Genomic DNA, 20,424 nt, shown 5'->3' with positions numbered 1-20,424 from the left:
AACATAATTAAATGGGAATCCCTCTCATCCTTGTGGCATTATCACGACCAAAAAATGAGGATAATAGCTTACTTCCCTTTTTAATTGTTTTAATTGATGAGACACCCTATCTTTTAGTAAGATACTCAAAACACTTGGCGGAGAAGATAATGCACACCAACAATGCAGCACAATTAGACATTTCTTTAGCAAGGGATGTTTTCTTACGCAGTTTAATACGTGAACTATCTGGTGTACTAGAAGAAGTTGTCGGTATAGAACAAGCAAATGGTTTTATTAGTGTTGTTGGGCAAAATATCGGTGAAGTTATCAACCAAGAATATCGTACTGCGTTTAACGTATCACAACTAAGCCACGAACAGGTTGCACAAGTGTTAGTTGACTTGAAACGACGTATTCAAGGAGATTTTTATATCATCTCTCAAGATGCAGAGAAAATTATATTTGGTAATCACCGTTGTCCTTTTGAAGACAAAGTAATAGGACGTAATTCTTTATGTATGATGACTTCTAATGTTTTTGGTACAATTACGGCAGAAAATTTAGGTTATGCCAAAATCGAGTTAGTGGAAACAATCGCACGGGGACATGACGGCTGTCGTGTCGTGGTTTACTTAAAGCCAGAATCTGCAACTAAGGTAGAAGGAAATGAATACTTCCGCACCTAATACAATTTTAACACCTGCACACTTATCTTTATTAATTCAAGGATTTAATAAAGATGCGTTATTATTAATCGCAGGGGATACAGGGGAAATTTTAGCAAGCAACCGTAAAGGTGATGAACTACTTGCAACACATGAATGGCAGGGCAAAACAATAGCGGAGTTTGTTGAAAACTCATCTGCTCAAGTGCAACAATTTCTCCGTAGTTGGTCACGTAGTCGACAAAGTTTGCCGTTTGCATTGAGTTTTAAACAGATAGCCGAAGACGAAAAAAAAAAGTCTGTGAAGGTTTTCTCTTACAACCCCGCCAAGCCGATTTACCTGCTTTAATCGTTGTACATCATGACCCTGCCGAGGCAAAGCTCAATCAGTTTAATGCCCTCAACAAAGAAGTAGAAAAACAAAAACAAGCCTTAGAAAAACTACTTGCCAGCCAACAAGCCCTAGAACAATCTAAACGCGAGCTAGAAGCGCGAAATGAAGCGTTAATTCAAGCACGTGACGCAGCAGAAGCCGCCAATCGGACAAAAAGCAATTTTTTAGCCAACGTCAGCCACGAGTTACGTACACCACTCAATGGCATCTTAGGTTATACCCAAATCCTCCAGTATAATGAAGACCTTAATCAGGAACAAAAAGAAGGCATTAATATTATTCATAAAAGTGGAGAATACTTATTAACCTTAATCAATGATATTTTGGATTTATCGAGCGCGGAATCTGGCAATATACAACTGTATGTAACTAACTTGTATTTACATGACTTTTTTAAAAGTCTCACTGATTTGTTTAAATTACGTGCTGCTCAGAAAAATATCGCTTTTTTATATGAGCCTATCACCAGCTTACCTTTGGTTATTGAAGCAGATGAAAAACGGCTACGACAAATCATTATTAATTTATTAGGTAATGCGATTAAATTTACTAAACAAGGTGGAATTTGTTTAAAAGTGGGTTATCAACAGGGTTGTTTGCGCTTACAAGTAGAAGATACGGGTATTGGCATTGCTGAAACTGATTTTGAGCGTATTTTTAACCCTTTTCAACAAGTCAGCGATGCACATCATAAAGCAGAGGGGACAGGACTCGGCTTATCGATTACGCAACGGCTCGTTGCATTAATGGGCGGTACAATTCAAATACAAAGTCGGTTAGCTTATGGCACGACCTTCGATGTGCAATTACCACTACCCGCTGTATATGATTATGCCATTCAACAATCCGTTATTCCCCCTGCTACGATTACGGGCTACGTTGGTGAACCCCGTCACCTGTTAATTATCGATGATAAACGTGAAAATCGTTCTGTGTTACATAACTTATTAGCCCCTTTAGGTTTTAACATTGAAGAGGCGGAAGATGGCGTAATCGCATTAGAGAAAATTCAACAAACGATTCCTGATTTAATTCTAACGGATTTGGTCATGCCAAAATTAGACGGTTTTGAACTTACACGCCGTTTGCGTCAAGATGAGAATCAACAAATACGTACTTTACCTATTATTGCTGTGTCTGCCAGTGTATTTAGTGGCGACCAATATTTAAGCTCAGAAGCAGGCTGTAATGCGTTTTTACCCAAACCTGTACATTTAGAAGAATTATTAGCTTGTTTACAACACTACCTTAATTTAGTCTGGATTTATGAACAACATACAGAAATAACCCTGCAATCTTTCAACGTACAACCATTACAAGTTCCATTAGAAAGTTTATTGCAACAACTCACCCCAGAACAGGCAGACACTTTATTTAATTTAGCGATGTTGGGTGATGTACAGCATCTTATTAAATATGCAACAGATTTAGGTAAATATGATAACCATTTACTTCCATTTATGGAAAGAATTTGTGAATTAGCTCGTAACTTTGAAGTTGAGGAAATTTGCGCGTTAGTACATCCACATCCGACAGATTTACATAGTTAATATAATCTATTGTAAATAAAGTTAAATTTATACATTCTTTCTTATTTGTAATCATTTGGTGCATTATTTCCCTTAAGTTTGTCACACAATGCCGTATATAATGCCCTGCAATATAAAGGCACGCTCTTTGCCTTACCTAATGAAGCGTCGTGTTGAGGGGTTAAGTTATGCACTATTTCAGAATTTCATCTAAATTACTTTTTTTATCCCTAGTTTGCATTTTTGTGGTGTTAGGAATAGGTTTGTACAGCTTATTACAAGCCCATTCAATTTTTAAAGATGTAGATGAAGTTTATCAAACAACGGTTGTTGTCTCGCAAGTTGAGCGAGAAGCTATTAATCCCATTTATCAAATTCATCATAATTTCCTGTATTTAGTACAAGACCAATCCCCACAATCTCAGCAACTACGCCATTCTGCATTGTTTTCTTCGCTTAAGATGGTTGACAATGCTTTTCTTACTTGGCAATCGCAAACTTTCCATATTGAAGAAAAAGTTATTTTTCAAGAAGCTAGTACGGCTTGGCAATCTTATAAAGAAATTATTAGCCAATTAAATAATCAGAATAATCAATTGCAAGATGCGTCCTATCGTTCCACGCTAAAAGAATCGGGTGATAATGCATTTCAACTATTATCTTTAAAAATCAATGCTTGGCTTGCAGATAAATTAAAGGATGTTGTCCTTGTCGAACAAAACGCCCAACAGCACTATTACACGTTCTTTTCTATCACCTTTATTATTATTTTAATTGGGATACTTATTGTCAGTGTGGGAAATTGGTTTGTTGCACGCCAAATTGTCCAACCACTACACCTGATTCGTGATTATTTAGACCAATTAAAACAAGGCAAATTACCCGCACATGATATCCCCTATATCGGCACTGATGAGGTTGCTGATATTGCTCGCGCCTTACAACAGTTAAAACAAGGAATTCAATCGGCAATTCAACAAGCCCGCTTTATTGCTGCGGGAGAATGTAATAGAGAAATCAAGCTATTATCTGTTGATGATGAAATGGGTAATGCATTACAAGATATGACACTTACCCTGCGCGAAATGGTGCAATATGTTCAAAGTATCACCGCAGGCAATTATGAACACAAAATTGTTGCCGTGTCTGAACGCGACGAGTTACGCACCGCTTTAGCGCAAATGCGTCGCACCTTGCGCCAAGTTACGGATGAAAATGCCATTCAAAATTGGTTAAAAACAGGACAAACAGGACTTGCGAGCGTGGTACGTGGTGAACAAGATTTACTCATGCTCACACAAAATATTATCAATTACATAACGGGTTATGTTGAAATTCCTGTTTCAGTATTCTATGTTGCCGAACAAGAGCAACTTCGTTTATACAGCAGTTATGGCTATAAAGTCCGTCATCACAATTACACCACTTTTAAAGTGGGTGAAGGTCTGATTGGACAAGCGGCTTTAGAACGTAAAAATATTGTTTTCAGCCAATTAGCGAAAGAACATGTTTCCCTCTCCATTGTTTCAGGTTTAGGGGAATCACTGCCTATTCATGTATTTGCTGTGCCTTTATTGCATGAGGATAATTTATTAGGTGCGTTAGAGTTTGCAACGGCTCGTCCATTTACCAGCACAGAAATTAAATTTATTGAACTGGTTGCGCCAGATGTTGCTATTGCGTTGAACTCAGCAAAATCGCGCTTACGCATGAAAGAGTTACTTGATGAGTCGCAACAATTAACGCAAACCTTACAAGTTCAACAAGAAGAAGTCGCTGCCCGAGAAGAACGCATTCGCACCATTGTGGACACTGTGGTTGATGCAATTATTACCATTGATGAACGTGGTATGGTTGACTCGTTCAATAAAGCGGCAGAAAACATTTTTGGTTATCGTGCGGATGAGGTTGTTGGTCACAATATCAATATGTTAATGCCTAATCCGTATCATGATGAACATGACCGTTATTTGCACAGTTATGTCACTACCCAAAAATCTCGAATTATTGGCAGTATTCGAGAAGTTCGTGGCAAACGCAAAGATGGTTCAACCTTCCCGGCAGAATTATCTGTTAGCGAAATGTGGGTGCGCAAACAACGCTTGTTTACGGGGGTTATTCGTGACATTACCGAGCGGAAACAATCAGAAGAGGCGATAAAATTACAACAAGAAGAGCTACAAGCCAGTAATGAAGAATTGCAAACCCAACAAGAAGAACTGCGTCAAACCAATGATGAGTTGGAAAATCGTTCGAGGGAATTAGAAAGACAAAAACAGGTTATGCAAGAACAAAATACAAAACTTGCCGATAGCCAGCGCGATTTAGAACGACAAACGCGTGAACTGACCTTAGCCAGTCAATACAAATCCGAATTTCTCGCCAATATGTCACATGAACTACGCACGCCATTAAATAGTTTATTGATTTTAGCAGGATTATTGATTGAAAATAAAGACAGTAATCTTACTGAAAAACAAGTGAGTTATGCAAAAACGATTGAAAGCGCAGGACAAGATTTATTGAATTTAATCAATGAAATTTTAGACCTCGCAAAAGTAGAAGCAGGAAAATTAGAAACGAATATAGAAGAAGTGCCACTGGTGGATTTTTTGCACACGACAGAACAAAAATTTATCCATGTTGCAGAACAAAAAGGGCTGATACTGCAAACGCAACTGCTAGACCCATTGCCGCAAGTTATTCACAGCGATATACAAAGACTTAAGCAGATATTTAACAATTTGCTTTCCAATGCGTTTAAGTTTACTGCACAGGGGAGTATAACGACAAAAGCCTACCGCCCCAGTCAAGTTGAACTAGAACAAGCACAACTCTCCCAACTGTCCACAAACAGTAGCATTGCATTCAGTGTTATCGACACAGGAATTGGGGTTGCGCAAGAAAAACAAGCTATTATTTTTGAAGCTTTTCAACAGGCCGATGGTACAACTAGCCGTCGTTTTGGAGGAACGGGACTTGGTTTATCCATTTCGCGCCAATTAGCGCATTTACTGGGTGGAGAACTCACGTTACAAAGCGAAGAAAATAAAGGCAGTACCTTTACTTTATATTTACCAGAAAAGTTGACGTTACAAACAAATACGACAACGCCTTTATCTAAACCCAAACAGCTCCCACACTCAACGACTCCGACAGCCAGCTTAAATACAGAAGAGTTTTCCAATTTAGACGGTTTGCAACGTCCTCCCCAATTTCAAGATGACCGCCAACAGATTAAAGAAGGTGATAGGGTTTTATTAATCGTAGAAGATGACCGTAAATTTTCTACCATTCTCAAAGAGATTGCTGTCGAAAAGGGCTTTAAATGCTTATTAGCGGAAGATGGTAAAACCGCCCTACAACTGGCAGAAACCTATCTACCCAGCGCGATTATTTTAGATGTTGGTTTACCCTTGCTAGACGGCTGGACGGTCATGGAACGGCTAAAAGACAATGCCATCACTCGCCATATTCCTATTCACATTATGTCAGCAAGTGAACAGAGCAAAGATGCACGCAAATTAGGTGCTATTGGTTATCTGCTTAAACCTGTCAGCATGAATGAATTAAGCGACTCGTTCAAAAAAATTGAACACTTTGTTGATAAACAAATAAAAACCCTATTATTGGTAGAAGATAATCCGCAACATCAAACCAGAATTCTCGACTTGGTTGGGGAAAACAATGTCAATACAATCATTAGTCAAACGGTGGAAGAAGCCTACCAACTTCTACATCAGAAACAACCTGATTGCGTCATTATCGATGTTGATACAGATTCAGGTAATAGCTTGAAGTTATTAGAACAAATGGATAAAAATGATATTATTGTCCAAGTCCCATTAATTATTTATGCTGAACGGGAACTCACTGAAACAGAAGAATTAATAATACAAGAAGCCGCAGAATATCTCACCATAAAAGAAGTCCATTCGCCTGAACGGTTACTAGATGAAGCTACATTATTTTTGCACCAAGTAGAAACACAACTTGCACCTGAAAAACAACAAATGCTCCGTCTGGTGCATAACAAAGAGGCTATTTTAATCGGTAAAAAAGTATTGCTTGCCGATGATGATGTCCGCAATAGTTTCGCCCTAACGACTTTTTTAGAAAGTAAAGACATGGATGTTCTGATTGCTGAAAACGGCAAAGAAGCACTTGCTTTATTAGAAAAAAATCCAAATATATCATTAGTGTTAATGGATGTAATGATGCCAGAAATGGACGGCTATGAAGCCATGCAACGCATCCGCGCTCAAACCCGTTTCCGCAAACTGCCCATTATCGCGCTGACGGCCAAAGCGATGAAAGGTGATAAAGCCAAATGTATTAAGGCAGGGGCAAACGATTACCTAACCAAACCAGTGGATATGAACCGTTTATTATCATTATTGCGCGTGTGGTTGTATCAATAATTTTATAAAGCCTAGCACATTAAATTATTTAAAATCAATATAATAGGGTGGACGTTACCCAAGCAATGACTATGGGAAACTGTCGTTTTAGCAGGTGTTATGCCTTAAACACCCAAGATTAAACCCCGTTTGCGGCAAAATCTTGGGAATTATCCAATTTTTCAGAATTAACAATATGTTCGTATCTGGTCATTTAGTGAATTCTAATTTAGACCATTCTCACCCACAGAATACTGCTTTACAATTCATTTCCCTCATGGTTTCCCATAGAGCTTTCATAAAAAAAGTGCTTTAATAGCATCCATTCCCTTTTCAAAACTCAAACTAACATGCTCGAAAACACGCTAAACGCTTTAAAAAACTATATTCCTCCTGCTGATTGGAAAGGAGGAAACATTTTCTTGTTACCTGAAGATGCGATGCGTTACATTCACCAATTTATTATAGAAAACAAATTAGTGGATTGTGTTGAGCTTGGAACAGGCTTTGGCGCGACCAGTTGCGTTATTGTTGATGCCTTAGAAATTTTAAATGCGGGACACTTAACCACCATTGACCGATATTTTCACCAACCCGTCAATGTAAAAGTGTTGTTAGACCATGCAAATGTACCTGATAAACGCCTAGAAATCGTTGCCGATATACTGGGTTATAATTGGTATTTACCTGAAGTATTACGTCATCAAACCCAAGATGGAATATGTAAACCCCGATTTGATTTTTGTTTACTTGACGGTGCGCATGAATGGGAACCCGACGCGCTCGCATTTAATCTCATTGCACCGTTAATTAAGCCTAATGGTTGGGTTGCGATTGATGATTTGAATTTCTGCCTACGAATGATTCCAAATTGGCAAGAAAGTCATGGAAATCACTCTGATAAAGAATTAGATACTTACCAAATGCAGATGGTTTATGACCTTGTGGTTAAAACACACCCCGATTTTTGCGATTTTCATATTAGCCATGATGGGCGTATTGGCTGGGCGCGGAAGCGACCCACAGCGAAAAAAACCTTTTTTTCATTCTTGCGTTAAAATTTAGCCCATTGTAGAGGATTACATCATGAACGTTGATCAACAAGAACTGGCGAAATTTGGTAATCTTGCCGCTCGTTGGTGGGATGCAAACAGTGAATTCAAACCATTGCATGATATAAATCCGCTTCGCTTACAATATATTGAAGAAAAAATTGGCGGTTTTGCAGGCAAGCAAGTATTAGATGTTGGTTGTGGTGGCGGTATTCTCAGCGAGAGCATGGCAAAAAAAGGGGCGATAGTTACTGCTATTGATATGAGTGAAGCTGCATTAAGTGTTGCAAAGCTACATCTTTATGAATCTCAAGTACAAGTAACTTATCGCGCAATCACGGCTGAAGCACTTGCAGTAGAACAACCTGCACAGTTTGATGTCGTTACCTGCATGGAAATGTTAGAACATGTGCCAGCCCCTGCGTCTATCATTCAAGCCTGTCATCAGCTAGTGAAACCTAATGGCTATACTGTCTTTTCAACAATTAATCGCAATCCTAAAGCCTATCTGTTTGCGATTTTAGGGGCGGAATACCTTTTAAACTTGTTGCCTAAAGGAACGCATGATTATGCCAAGTTTATCCGTCCTGCGGAACTTGCTACTTGGGCGCGTGAAGCTGATTTAGATATACAAGGCTTTACAGGAATGAGCTATAACCCTTTGACAAAACACTATTGGCTAAACGCTGATATTTCGGTGAATTACCTTGCTTATGCCCAACGCCCTGCATAATCCTACAGGGTTATTGCCAACTGTTTTATTCGATTTAGATGGCACTGTTGTAGATACCGCGCCCGATTTAGCCTTTGCACTAAATACGGTGCTACAAGAACAAGGACATGCAACCTTGCCTTTTGAATCCGTGCGTCCATTGGTTTCACAAGGCGCGCGCGCCCTGATACAACACGGTTTTAATATGACCGTCGATAACCCCCATTTTGAACCCTTACGTCAACGATTTTTAACCCTTTACGCAGCTAACTTAGATACTTACAGTCGCTTATTTGACGGCATGGCGGAAGTGTTAAATACGCTTGAAAAATGGGATATAAAATGGGGAATTGTCACCAACAAACCCCATTTTTTAACCGTTCCCTTATTACAACGCTTAAATCTTTACAACAGGGCTGCCTGCGTGGTTAGTGGCGATACACTCCCTACCAAAAAGCCCCACCCCGCCCCTTTGCTTCATGCCTGCCAACACATGGATGTACTACCCACAACCTGCATTTATGTCGGTGATGCAGAAACGGATATACAAGCAGGACAATGTGCAGGTATGCGTACCCTACTAGCAAATTATGGGTATATTCAAGCACATGAAACCCCTGCAAATTGGGGCGCAACAGCAACACTAGATGAACCTTTAGATTTATTGGCATGGATGACTTATCAAACGGTTGAACAGGCTTTATGAATCCACAAACATACTGCAATGACAAAGTGTTACGCGCTGGGTCTAGTTTATACTACAGTTTACGCTTTATCCCCTCATCACAACGTGAAGCCTTGATTGCGCTGCACGCCTTATTCATTGAATTATCTGATGTTGTTGAGGAATGCCACGAACCACACCTTGCCCAATTAAAATTAGACTGGTGGCGCAACGAGTTAGCCGCATTAGCACAAGGCACGGCTAAACATCCTGTCTGCCTAGCCTTAAGTCAACCTATTGAACGCTATCAACTTCCTTTACATTATTTTGAAGAGTTATTAGACGGTATTGCTGATAATGTGCATCAACCTCGTTACGCGACCTTTGCTCAATTAGAAACTTACTGCAAACGCACCGCAGGTATTTTGCAATTATTATGCACCGCAACGCTAGGCTATCAACATGAAAGTACATTGAAATATGCTGAACAATTGGGTATTGCGTTACAACTAAGCTACTTTTTGCGTAATTTACACAAACATCTACAACAAGGACGGGTTTATATTCCACAAACAGAATTAGCCCAATTTGTGGTAAGCGAAGAAGCCTTATTTAACGGACAATTTTCTGACACCATGCAAGCCCTATTCGCGTTTCAAGCAACCCGTATTCGTGCTTATTTTCACAGTGCAAGTAAACATTTAGCAAAAGACGACTGCATCACCCAACGATTTGGACGAATTCGCACACGCTTGGCTTTAGCAACACTACAAGAACTTGAAACTGATGGCTATCAACTGCTGGCACATAGAATCACCTTGACACCCTTGCGAAAATTATGGTTGACATGGTGGATGCGGTAGTTTTGGGTCATTAGCGTAAAAATAAACCCGAAAATTACTTAAGTTACAGATATAAAAGAATTCCATTTCATTTTTTAAATAATGTGAATTCAACAAATCTCTACACTTTAAAACGGATAACATCGCTTACAACGTGAATATTCATGCTGTCTCTTTGTTTTTGCAAATAATTTACTAACTCGTCAATGCTGAAAATATGGCAAATACGCACGGATAATTTCTCACGATTCGCCTTTCCTAGTCTATCAATGCTAAAATTGTCTATATTAATAACCTTTTAATCTACTTAAGACAATCAATATGCTCACGATTTATAACACCCTCACCAAAGAAAAAGCCCCCTTTAAACCGATAGAAGCCAACAAAGTACGCATGTATGTCTGCGGAATGACCGTTTATGACTACTGTCATGTTGGACATGCACGGGTGATGGTAGTGTTTGACATGGTGGCGCGGTGGTTGCGGGCGTTAGAGTACGATGTTACTTATATTAGAAATATCACTGATATAGACGACAAAATTATCAATCGTGCTAATGAAAATGGTGAGGATATTTATAGCCTGACAGAACGCTTTATCCAAGCAATGTATGAAGATGCGGATGCGCTCGGTGTGTTGCGTCCTGACCATGAACCGCGTGCAACACAGTATATTGAGCATATTATTGATTTAACTCAACGGCTCATAACACAGGGTTATGCTTACACTGCTAATAACGGTGATGTGTATTATGCCGTTAATAAATTTGCTAATTATGGCAAGTTATCAGGCAAACGTATTGAAGATTTACGTGCGGGCGAGCGCGTGGATATTGATGAAGCTAAACAAGACCCTTTAGATTTTGTTTTGTGGAAAGCGGCAAAAGTTAATGAACCAAGTTGGGATTCTCCGTGGGGAAAAGGTCGCCCCGGTTGGCATATTGAATGCTCAGCAATGTCGACACACTGCTTAGGTAATCATTTTGATATTCATGGCGGTGGTATGGATTTACAGTTTCCGCATCATGAAAATGAAATTGCACAGTCAGAAGGGGCGACAGGTGAGCAATTCGTCAACGTCTGGATGCACAATGGATTTGTGCGTGTGAATGAAGAAAAAATGTCCAAATCGTTGGGCAATTTCTTCACCCTGCGAGACGTATTAAAAAAGTATCCTGCTGAAGTTATTCGCTATTTTATTTTAAACAGTCATTATCGAAGCCCATTAAATTATAGTGACCAGCAATTAGATGCAGCACATCAAGCCTTAACCCGTCTTTATACGGCTTTGCGGGGATTTAGTGGCACAGGTGCGATATTAGATAAAAACGATGCGTTTTATCACCGTTTTGCAACCGCAATGAATGATGACTTTAACACGGCGGAAGCGGTCGCGGTTTTATTTGAACTGACTCGTGAAATTAATCGTTTACGTACAGAGGATATGGAACAAGCCACACAACTTGCACAACAATTAAAACAGCTAGGTGGAGTTTTAGGTATTTTACAAGCTGACCCCGAAACATGGTTTAAAGGGGCTGTTAGTGATGGTTTAAGCAACGAAGCGGTGGAAAATTTGATTGCAGAACGTCAAGCCGTGCGTCAGGCAAAAAATTGGGCAGAATCTGACCGTATTCGAGATGTCTTGAAAGCAGAAGGAATTATTTTAGAAGATGCCGCAGGAATAACAACGTGGCGACGCGGGGCATAGGCAGCAGGAGTAGAACTCATCAGGGGCGGATTTATCCGCCCTTACGGTTTCAGAGGAGAGGCTTCAATGTTACGTTTTCGGCGATTTCGTAATCGCTTACTCACTTTTTTTGTGGGTTTATTGGTTTTAGTACAAGCCGCTTCTTTTATTGCCGTCAACGATGCCAGTATTGAAAATGCACGTTCAGTGATGAATCAATCGTTAAGCGTGGCTGCTAAGGTATTTAATCGTCTGATTGAAGAACGGGTAAAAATCCTTTTAGAAGCCGCGCGTTTACTCTCTGGCGATTTCGCCTTTAAAGCGGCTTATCACACCCACACCCACGGCACTATTTTATCCGCGACACAAAATCATCTTGCCCGTTTAGAAGGGGCTAACGTGATGATGTTAGTCTCTTTAGAGGGTAAAATCATCGCGGATACTATGCACCCTGATATAACGGATGCGCCTGTGAAATGGGGGTATTTGCTCCATGCGGCTGAAAATGACCCCTACGGTGAAGCCTCTTCTATCGTTGCGATTGATTCGCGCCCTTACCAAATGATGGTTGTGCCTTTACTAACACCCGAGTTAGAAGCATGGATTTTAATCGGCTTTGTTATTGATGATAATTTTGCAACAGATTTGAGCCGTTTACTATTAGCAGATGTTTCTATTTTACAACAAGATAGTAAGCAAGAATGGCAGACTGTTGCCAGTACATTACCTGAAACGGTTCGTAGCGTTTTGCCTAATACCTTAACTCAGCAGGTTTGGGAACAAAATCATAGTATTGTTTTAAACATGGCAGGTGCGGATTATTTTTCGTTAGCAACGCCTTTAATTAATAAGCAAAACATTTATGTTATTGCGGTTTTACAAGAATCTTTAGAAGAAGCCTTAAAACCTTATAAAACATTACGTAATGCTTTAATTATTTTATTTATTATTGGCTTATTTATTTCTATTACGGGGGTTGTATTAATTGCCCAATCCGTGACTAAACCTGTATTGACCTTGGCACAATTTGCAAGAGGTATTGAGAAAGGTGATTATAAACAACATATTTCATTACGACAAAAGGATGAAATCGGTGAACTTGCGCGCACGTTTAACAATATGGCGCGAGGTTTAGAAGAAAAAGAGAAAGTCCGCAACCTGTTGGGTAAAGTTGTTTCTACCGCGATTGCTGAAGAATTGTTAAACAGTAAAGAAATTGAATTAGGCGGTGAAGAGCGCGTTGTTACGATTTTATTTTCTGATATTCGGGGTTTTACAGCATTATGTGAAAATCGCGCGCCGAGAGATATTTTAGCACTATTAAATAAATGCTTAACTAAAATCACAGAAGCGATAGAAAGCAATCACGGGGTTGTGGATAAATATATTGGTGATGCGGTAATGGCATTGTTTGGCGCACCTGTAAAACGCACTGATTCTGCTAATTGCGCGGTACGCACGGCGTTAGCAATGTCTTCTGTTGTTAAAGAGTTAAATCAAGAGTTTGTTGCGCAAAAATTGCCAAAAATAGAGATTGGGATAGGGTTGCACACGGGGTTAGTTGTGGTAGGCAATATGGGGTCAGAAACGCGTTTGAATTATACGGCAATAGGTGATGGTGTTAATTTAGCCTCTCGTTTAGAAAGCCTGACAAAACAATATGGTGTGGCAACAATTGTTAGTGAGGCAACACGCAATCTTGTCCCTGAATTTGTTTATCGTGAATTAGACCGCGTGCGGGTAAAAGGTAAAACCGAATCCGTGAGTATTTATGAGTTAATCGGCACAACTGACAGTATAACGCCTGCTCAACGGGAAGAATTAACCCTATTTCACAACGCATTAAGTGTTTTTCGTACCCAAGAATGGGATAAATCAGTCGGTTTGTTTCTTGAGTTAACACAAATTAATCCGCAATCAAAGCTATATGCCATTTATTTACAACGGATTGAGGAATATAGACAATTACCGATAAATCCTACATGGGATGGGGTTCACACGTTTCACGAAAAATAAGATAAATAAGAAATAATAGCATTTAAAACAGGGTATTCATGTTACTTTTGCGGGTGGTCTTGTGCAGAAATAAACGTAAAAACTATCGACATTAAAAAAATTATCTTGTTGATTAAATATAATTTTAAGGAGGATATGTAATGAAAATTGGCGTTTTATTGTCAGGATGTGGCGTTTATGATGGTTCAGAAATCCATGAGGCTGTGCTAACGTTGTTAGCTTTAGACCGTTTAGGGGTAACTGTGCAATGTATCGCGCCTGATAGTGAACAATATCATGTTATTAACCACCTTAACGGCGCGGAAATGGTAGAAAAACGTAATGTGTTGGTGGAAGCCGCACGCATTGCACGCGGTCATATTCAGGCGTTGCAATTGGTGAATAGTACGGATTTAGATGGATTAATTTTAGCAGGGGGGTTTGGTGCAGCAAAAAACCTGAGTCAATGGGCATTTGCGGGTGCTGATGGTCATGTGTTGCCCGCTGTGCAACAGTTAATTGTGGAAATGGTTCAGGCGAAAAAACCGATTGCTGCCCTTTGTATCGCACCCGTTGTTGTTGCTAAAGCCTTACAAGGCAGTGGCATTACTACAACGTTGACGGTTGGAACAACGGAAGCAAGCTCTCCTTATGATATTGCTGGGATTAGTGCGGGGTTAAACAGTGCAGGGGCGGAGGCAGTCATGATGACAGTTGATGGTATTGTGATTGATAAAGTGAATAAAATTATTACGTCTCCGTGTTATATGATGGAGGCATCTATTGCCCAAGTCTTTATTGGCATTGAGAAAACATGCAAGGCATTGGTTGAAATGATTCGAGAAACCGCCACATAATGTTCGTCTAACACTTTTTTATTTTTAGCGGGAAAGAGTCATCATGCGTATTTTTATTGTTTTTATGAGCCTTTTGTCAGCATTATCGTATCGTGCCACGTGGGCGGATACCGTGACAGAACCGTTAGAACAACGTGTTGAGCAGTTAGAACAGCGTCTAACGGATGTAACAACACATGTAGAGCAGTTAAATCAAACAGTTAATACGCAAGTATTGGATGAGTTGCAACAGTTGAAATTGCAAGTAGAAGCGTTGTCTGCAACGTTAAAGACGGAAACCAGTAATCAGAAAACGGAGAGTTCTCCTGCTAATGAACCTTCTGGCGCGCCGTTATTGTTGGAAAATTGGTCTTATCGCCCTGAAAAAATAAAGTTTAATACGTATTATGCGATAGATGTCGCGTTAATAAATAATAGTGGTAAGGATATTGTAGAATTTGACGCGCGTTTAAATTTTCGGGATGCATTGGGTGGATATTTATATAGTATTAATTTATCAAGAAATCTTAGTATTCCCGCAGGAACAACACGTATAGACTTAGGCTCACGAGATAATAATCGCTTGGTTGGAGAGGAGCATGAGATGCGAAAAAAACAGGATAAGGATATTGTTGCGCAGTTGGTGATTCGGCGGGTTGTCTTTGCAGATGGAACGGTAGCGCGTTTTTAGGCAACACTAATGAATTTAAGATTAATCGTGTTATCCACCCGTTGGTTTATTCGGTGGTGTTATAGCTAACGCACTTTAAAATGATTATTGTAGGGTGGAATAGGCGCAAGCCGTATTCCACAACAGTGCAAGCTTTCTGCATAAACTCAGCTATTTTTGGCGTTTTATGGTGGAATACGCTACGCTATTCCACCCTACATTAACCTGAGTTCGGGATAAGAAATTCTCATTCCCACGCTGGAGCGTGGGAACGAGATAAACCAATTAAATTTATTAATTTTTCCCTATTTCTTATCCCGAACTCAGGTTACATTAAGCTGCTTTTTAAGTTGCGTTAGCTATATGAATGTGTCAGTGAATTTTAGGTGAAAGCAGTACGGATAACATCGCTTCGAGCGGTGGTATCTGTTGTTCATCTTTCTTTATCTGGTTGTAAGTAAAGCAAGTACTGAAAAAGTAAAACGGATACCACCGCTCGGAGCAGTCATATCCGTCATAATTTAAATTAAAAAACGTTGCCATTCTATGTTATCCCACGTGTTTTCTAAGTGGGTATATTCCTCTTGTAGGCGGATGTAGAGTTTTTCTACTTCGGCTAATTGTCCTTGTGCTGCCGTGCGTTCGGCATTAAAAGCAACTTCACCCAATCGTAGCGCGCCTATGCTTCTAGCACTGCCTTTGATGGAATGGGCGATGCGTTCTATATCTTTTTGTGCCTGTGCGTGTAAGGCATCTTGTAGTTTGTCCAGTTGTTTTGGTGTATCTGCACGAAAGGCTTGAACCAATTTTTCTAAAATAACGAGATTACCAATCGCGGCTCGTTTGAGTTGGTTTTCATCAAAAATAGGCAGAATATTATTTTCTACTGTTATTTTAATGGGTTTGGTAACAGATTCATCTTCGGTGGTTTTTTGTTCTAGCTGTCGTGGGGGGGCATTACTAACGGTTACTAAGGGTGTTTTAATTTTTTTGGTTGGTACGAGCGTTGTCGTATATCGTTTGAGGATTTGTTGTAACCCTTCTAGCGAAAAAGGTTTTCCTAAACAGTCATTCATACCGACTTCACGGTAGTGCATTACTTCATGCGGTTGGGTGTTAGCGGTGAGTGCAATAATGGGGGTATGTTGCGTATCGCCTTCTTGCAAGCGAATTTGTTTGGTAGCTTCTACACCGTCCATCACAGGCATTCTGATATCCATTAGAATGACATCATAATGTTTTTCTTTGCAAATTATCACGGCTTCCTTGCCATTGACAACAGATTCTACTTGATAACCTAGCTGTTCTAGCATGGTTGTTGCGACGAGGTTGTTGACTTCATTATCTTCTACAAGCAGAATTTTCCGTTGGTTTAACACAGGATTATCTCTGTTAGCCTGTGTAGAGGATGCCTGTGGTTGGGGGGGAATGGGGTGTAAGTGAATATATTTGCCGACTAAATCGGTGATACGTTCTAGGGTTATGGGTTTGGAAATATAGTCATCCATACCTGCTTTTAAACAACGTTCCGCGTCCCCTTTCATCGCGCTGGCTGTCATGGCGACAATGGTTAGGTGTTTATCTGCATATTCTAGTTCCCGAATCAAGCGAGTCGCTTCAATCCCATCCATTTCAGGCATTTGTACATCCATTAGTACAAGGTTGTAGTCGCAATCATTGTCTAATATTTTTTCTACGGCTATTTTGCCGTTAACCGCTTCAACCACTTGACAACCCAATTCTTGTAACATGTTAGTTGCAACTAGGCGATTAACATCATTATCTTCTACAAGTAATACAGTTGTTCCCATGGGAACACGAGGGGTTGATTTGTGTGGGGCTACGGTTGAATTATTTTGGGTAGAAATATTTTGAGAATTATCAATTCTAATAAAGGTTTGTGCATATTTATTTTGATAATCTGACCATAGCGCAATAAGTGTTTGTCTTAGATGTCGCATGGGAAGTGGTTTTAATAAATAAGCAGAAAAGCCTTTTTCTTGAAGAAGATGGCTGTCATATTGATAGCCCGCTGAGGAAAGTAATATCAATAAAGTGTTGTTATATTTTTCATCTTCTCTGATTTTTTCGCCGAGTAATTCACCATTCATGTCTGCCATTAAATAATCTAAAACAACCAACCAGTAGGGGTCATTTTCTAAATAGCTGTTTTCTAAGTAGGCGAGTGCGGTTTTTGCGTTATTGGTAACATCACAACGAATGGAAAAGCTTTCTAGTTGTTCTTGTAAAACTTGTTGATTAACCGCGTTATCATCCACAACTAACACGCGGGTATTTTTTAGGGAAACAGGCATTGCAATCTGTTGGCGTTGAGGTTGTTCAACAGCCGTTTTAACCAAGGGGAAGGGTATCGTTACCGTAAACATTGAGCCTTTGCCCATATCACTGATAACGCTTATTTTTCCATTCATCAGGGTTGTTAGCTGTTTTGTGATGGCAAGCCCTAAACCTGTACCACCAAATTTGCGCGTAGTAGATGTATCTGCTTGGGTGAATTTGTCAAAAATACTGTCTAATTTATCTGGTGCAATGCCTACGCCTGTGTCTTGAATTTGAAAGCGCATAATGGCTGTGTCAGCGGTTTGTTCAAGACAGTCGACATTGGCAAAAACATAGCCGCGTTGGGTAAACTTAACGGCATTACCTGTTAAATTTGTTAGGATTTGGCGTATGCGTCCTGCATCGCCAATCACATGGCGCGGTGCAGTTGGGGAGTAACGAACGATTAAATCAAAGCCTTTACTTGATGCGGTAATGGATAGTAAGCGCGCAATTTCTAGGGTTGCGGCTTCTAAGTCAAAGGGGATTGGTTCTAGGGTTAATTTGCCTGCTTCAATTTTAGAAAAGTCTAAAATATCATTAAGTAATGTTTGTAACGCATTGGTAGAATTGCGAATAATAGAGGCATATTCACGTTGTTGTACTGTTAAAGTCGTATTTAGGAGTAATTCCGTCATGCCCATTACGCCATTCATGGGGGTACGGATTTCATGGCTCATATTGGCAAGAAATTCGCTTTTTGCTCTTGTGGCTTCTTCGGCGGCTTCTTTTGCGCGGACTAGGGCTTTTTCTGTTTGTTTACGTTCGGTAATATCGCGTCCGACTGCTTGGTATTCAAAAACTTGATCGTTAGTATCATATAAAACGCGGTCTATCCAGTGTTGCCAACGAATTTCGCCATTGGGTAGAATCACGCGGTGTTCAATTTCGACGACGGGGTTTTCACGGCATAAATGATTTAAAATTTCTTCAGTTCTTGATTTATCTTCTTGAATAATCATGGGTACAAAACATTCACCCATGAGTTCATCCGCAGTTTTATCAAAATAACGACAATAGGCTTCATTCACAAAGTTAATCCGTCCGTCAGGGCGATAACGACAGATTAATTCTGTTTGGTCTTGAACAATAGCGCGATAGCGTTCTTCATTAATACGCAGGGCTTCTTCTGTGTGTTTTAAATCGCTGATGTCTGTTGCAATTTGTAAACGCACCCAGCGTCCATCAATCCAATGGATGGCACTGTCTTGTATTAAATACCATTTTTTTGTGATTGTATCTTGATACTCGGTATTGCAAACATTACCCGGTTTATCATCGTGCATCAGTAACTGATAATAATCCCGTCCTGTGTATTGGGTTTCTGTGAGTGGGAAAAAGTCTTGCCAATATAATTTGTTAAATGCATCTTGCCCGTGTTTATTGACATAAAGTAATTCATTTGTTTTTAAATCTGCAACATAAACTATTGATTGTAAACTATCTAAAACCGTTAATAATCTTTCATGAGCGGCTTTTAGGGCTTCTTCAGCACGTTTGCGCTCGGTAATATCTACAACAATGCCTATTAGTGATTCTAGCTCTCCCTGTTGATTGCGTAGGGCAGAGGCGGACAGTTCCCCCCATAAAATTTGTCCATTTTTATGAACAAATCGTTTTTCTACCCGATAATCTGTTGCCTCGCCATGTTTCATTTGTTCCAATCGATTTTCAACAGAATCACGGTCAGCAGGGGGGGATAAATCGGTGTTTTTCATCCGCCGTAATTCATCAACTGAATAGCCAAACATTTGTTCCCAGCGTTCATTACAGTCTAGGTAGTATCCGTTTTTATCGACGAGCGCGATGCCGACAGCCGCATTGCTAAAAATGGTTTGGTAGCGTTTTTCTGTGCGTTGGGCATTTTGTTTAATCGCTTGTTGGGCTAACAAGTGTTGTTGCATGAGTGGTGCTGCAATGACTTGCAACGTATCTTCTGTCTGGTAGCAAAGAATCCATGCAAATTCAATATATTTTTCGGTATTGATGTGACGCACACGGGCTTCAAAAGCAATAGAAGGCGCATGTAGGTGAACTTGTTGTAAGGCTTGTTGTATCAACAGGTAATCATCGGGATGAATACATGCAGATAGTGGCAGATTTACAACCGTTTTTCCCAATAAACGCTGTCCTATACTGTTAAGTTGAACCCATTGTCCTTGACGATTTAATGTACCCATTAATGAGTCTGGACATGTCACGATAGCCATATTATCGTTTGAGTCTGTCATGAGGTTTTGTCGTAATGGTTTTCACAAATTTTATGCAAGGGTTATGCTCAAATGCTGTTTTTTACATCTTTTCATATTGTTCAAAACATCTTGGGCAGAGTGACCATTCTTCAATTGAATCTGGCGGTGGCGGATTTTGTAATGACCGCGTAATCTTGACTGTATGTAATTGCTGGGTGTCGGTTGGCACGTCACACCATCGACAAGGTTGTGTGTGTGTTGATGTCATCTTGTTTGTCCTGTATTTTTGTGGCACACAGCATCCTACCTTAACACCATAGAACACACGCATGTATGGATGTTAAGTTCTTTTTTTGTGAGTAGAATTGTGGGTTATCAGCACCATTTTTGTGAGTGGTCTGTTGTCTTTATAAACGGTCTAATCAGACGGGTTTTAATTTTTAACGATAAGCAGATGGATAA

14 protein-coding genes are annotated in these 20,424 nt (G+C 39.9%); 12 read left to right on the top strand and 2 right to left on the bottom strand.

What is annotated here, in order from left to right; translation table 11 throughout:
• Positions 1 to 149: 149 nt before the first annotated feature.
• The 12 genes from AL038_RS04175 (at position 150) to AL038_RS04120 (ending at position 15,451) form a co-directional block, all read left to right on the top strand.
• A complete protein-coding gene (locus tag AL038_RS04175) occupies positions 150 to 668 on the top strand; it encodes a methanogen output domain 1-containing protein (protein WP_062149457.1) in 519 nt (172 codons plus the stop codon).
• Positions 649 to 996 carry a hypothetical protein gene (locus tag AL038_RS04170; protein WP_062149454.1) on the top strand — a complete coding sequence of 116 codons (348 nt, stop codon included), beginning with the start codon at positions 649 to 651 and terminating at the stop codon, positions 994 to 996. Before AL038_RS04175 ends, AL038_RS04170 begins: the two co-directional genes overlap by 20 nt.
• A complete protein-coding gene (locus AL038_RS04165) occupies positions 996 to 2,591 on the top strand; it encodes an ATP-binding protein (protein ID WP_336603613.1) in 1,596 nt (531 codons plus the stop codon). The genes AL038_RS04170 and AL038_RS04165 overlap by 1 nt, the downstream gene beginning before the upstream one ends.
• A 167-nt stretch (positions 2,592 to 2,758) precedes the next feature.
• Positions 2,759 to 6,991 carry a response regulator gene (locus tag AL038_RS04160; RefSeq protein WP_062149449.1) on the top strand — a complete coding sequence of 1,411 codons (4,233 nt, stop codon included), beginning with the start codon at positions 2,759 to 2,761 and terminating at the stop codon, positions 6,989 to 6,991.
• 401 nt (positions 6,992 to 7,392) lie between these two features.
• The gene (locus tag AL038_RS04155; RefSeq protein ID WP_161575425.1) at positions 7,393 to 8,028 is read left to right on the top strand and encodes a class I SAM-dependent methyltransferase; all 636 of its coding nucleotides are present in this window, start codon (positions 7,393 to 7,395) and stop codon (positions 8,026 to 8,028) included.
• Between the two features lie 28 nt (positions 8,029 to 8,056).
• Positions 8,057 to 8,755 carry a bifunctional 2-polyprenyl-6-hydroxyphenol methylase/3-demethylubiquinol 3-O-methyltransferase UbiG gene (gene ubiG / locus AL038_RS04150; RefSeq protein ID WP_101539098.1) on the top strand — a complete coding sequence of 233 codons (699 nt, stop codon included), beginning with the start codon at positions 8,057 to 8,059 and terminating at the stop codon, positions 8,753 to 8,755.
• On the top strand, positions 8,736 to 9,440 hold the full coding sequence (gph, locus tag AL038_RS04145) for a phosphoglycolate phosphatase (RefSeq protein WP_062149439.1): 705 nt from the start codon (positions 8,736 to 8,738) through the stop codon (positions 9,438 to 9,440). Before ubiG ends, gph begins: the two co-directional genes overlap by 20 nt.
• On the top strand, positions 9,437 to 10,261 hold the full coding sequence (locus AL038_RS04140; RefSeq protein ID WP_062149436.1) for a squalene/phytoene synthase family protein: 825 nt from the start codon (positions 9,437 to 9,439) through the stop codon (positions 10,259 to 10,261). Before gph ends, AL038_RS04140 begins: the two co-directional genes overlap by 4 nt.
• Before the next feature lie 300 nt (positions 10,262 to 10,561).
• A complete protein-coding gene (gene cysS / locus AL038_RS04135) occupies positions 10,562 to 11,950 on the top strand; it encodes a cysteine--tRNA ligase (RefSeq protein WP_062149434.1) in 1,389 nt (462 codons plus the stop codon).
• 66 nt (positions 11,951 to 12,016) lie between these two features.
• Entirely contained in the window at positions 12,017 to 13,945 is a 1,929-nt protein-coding gene (locus AL038_RS04130) for an adenylate/guanylate cyclase domain-containing protein (protein ID WP_062149431.1), read from the top strand.
• Between the two features lie 140 nt (positions 13,946 to 14,085).
• Positions 14,086 to 14,781, top strand: coding sequence for an isoprenoid biosynthesis glyoxalase ElbB (gene elbB / locus AL038_RS04125; RefSeq protein WP_062149428.1), 696 nt, complete (start codon positions 14,086 to 14,088; stop codon positions 14,779 to 14,781).
• A 43-nt stretch (positions 14,782 to 14,824) separates the two neighbouring features.
• Positions 14,825 to 15,451 carry a hypothetical protein gene (locus AL038_RS04120; protein ID WP_062149425.1) on the top strand — a complete coding sequence of 209 codons (627 nt, stop codon included), beginning with the start codon at positions 14,825 to 14,827 and terminating at the stop codon, positions 15,449 to 15,451.
• Positions 15,452 to 15,951: 500 nt separating this feature from the next.
• Here AL038_RS04120 and AL038_RS04115 read toward each other — a convergent pair whose 3' ends face one another.
• Together AL038_RS04115 and AL038_RS04110 are read right to left on the bottom strand one after the other, a co-directional pair.
• On the bottom strand, positions 15,952 to 20,001 hold the full coding sequence (locus AL038_RS04115; protein ID WP_083991421.1) for a response regulator: 4,050 nt from the start codon (positions 19,999 to 20,001) through the stop codon (positions 15,952 to 15,954).
• 61 nt (positions 20,002 to 20,062) lie between these two features.
• Positions 20,063 to 20,230, bottom strand: coding sequence for a hypothetical protein (locus AL038_RS04110; protein WP_161575424.1), 168 nt, complete (start codon positions 20,228 to 20,230; stop codon positions 20,063 to 20,065).
• Positions 20,231 to 20,424 lie beyond the last annotated feature (194 nt).

Source organism: Beggiatoa leptomitoformis, assembly GCF_001305575.3.
In the GTDB taxonomy this organism is placed as follows: Bacteria; Pseudomonadota; Gammaproteobacteria; order Beggiatoales; family Beggiatoaceae; genus Beggiatoa; species Beggiatoa leptomitoformis.
The sequence above is the reverse complement of the archived record's forward strand: the minus strand, read 5'-3'. Positions and strand labels throughout refer to the sequence as shown.

Coding starts and splice junctions, on each gene's coding strand:
- AL038_RS04175 (WP_062149457.1), top strand. CDS start 150: ATGCACACCAACAATGCAGCACAATTAGACATTTCTTTAGCAAGGGAT.
- AL038_RS04170 (WP_062149454.1), top strand. CDS start 649: ATGAATACTTCCGCACCTAATACAATTTTAACACCTGCACACTTATCT.
- AL038_RS04160 (WP_062149449.1), top strand. CDS start 2,759: ATGCACTATTTCAGAATTTCATCTAAATTACTTTTTTTATCCCTAGTT.
- ubiG (WP_101539098.1), top strand. CDS start 8,057: ATGAACGTTGATCAACAAGAACTGGCGAAATTTGGTAATCTTGCCGCT.
- gph (WP_062149439.1), top strand. CDS start 8,736: ATGCCCAACGCCCTGCATAATCCTACAGGGTTATTGCCAACTGTTTTA.
- AL038_RS04140 (WP_062149436.1), top strand. CDS start 9,437: ATGAATCCACAAACATACTGCAATGACAAAGTGTTACGCGCTGGGTCT.
- cysS (WP_062149434.1), top strand. CDS start 10,562: ATGCTCACGATTTATAACACCCTCACCAAAGAAAAAGCCCCCTTTAAA.
- AL038_RS04130 (WP_062149431.1), top strand. CDS start 12,017: ATGTTACGTTTTCGGCGATTTCGTAATCGCTTACTCACTTTTTTTGTG.
- elbB (WP_062149428.1), top strand. CDS start 14,086: ATGAAAATTGGCGTTTTATTGTCAGGATGTGGCGTTTATGATGGTTCA.
- AL038_RS04120 (WP_062149425.1), top strand. CDS start 14,825: ATGCGTATTTTTATTGTTTTTATGAGCCTTTTGTCAGCATTATCGTAT.
- AL038_RS04115 (WP_083991421.1), bottom strand. CDS start 20,001: ATGACAGACTCAAACGATAATATGGCTATCGTGACATGTCCAGACTCA.
- AL038_RS04110 (WP_161575424.1), bottom strand. CDS start 20,230: ATGACATCAACACACACACAACCTTGTCGATGGTGTGACGTGCCAACC.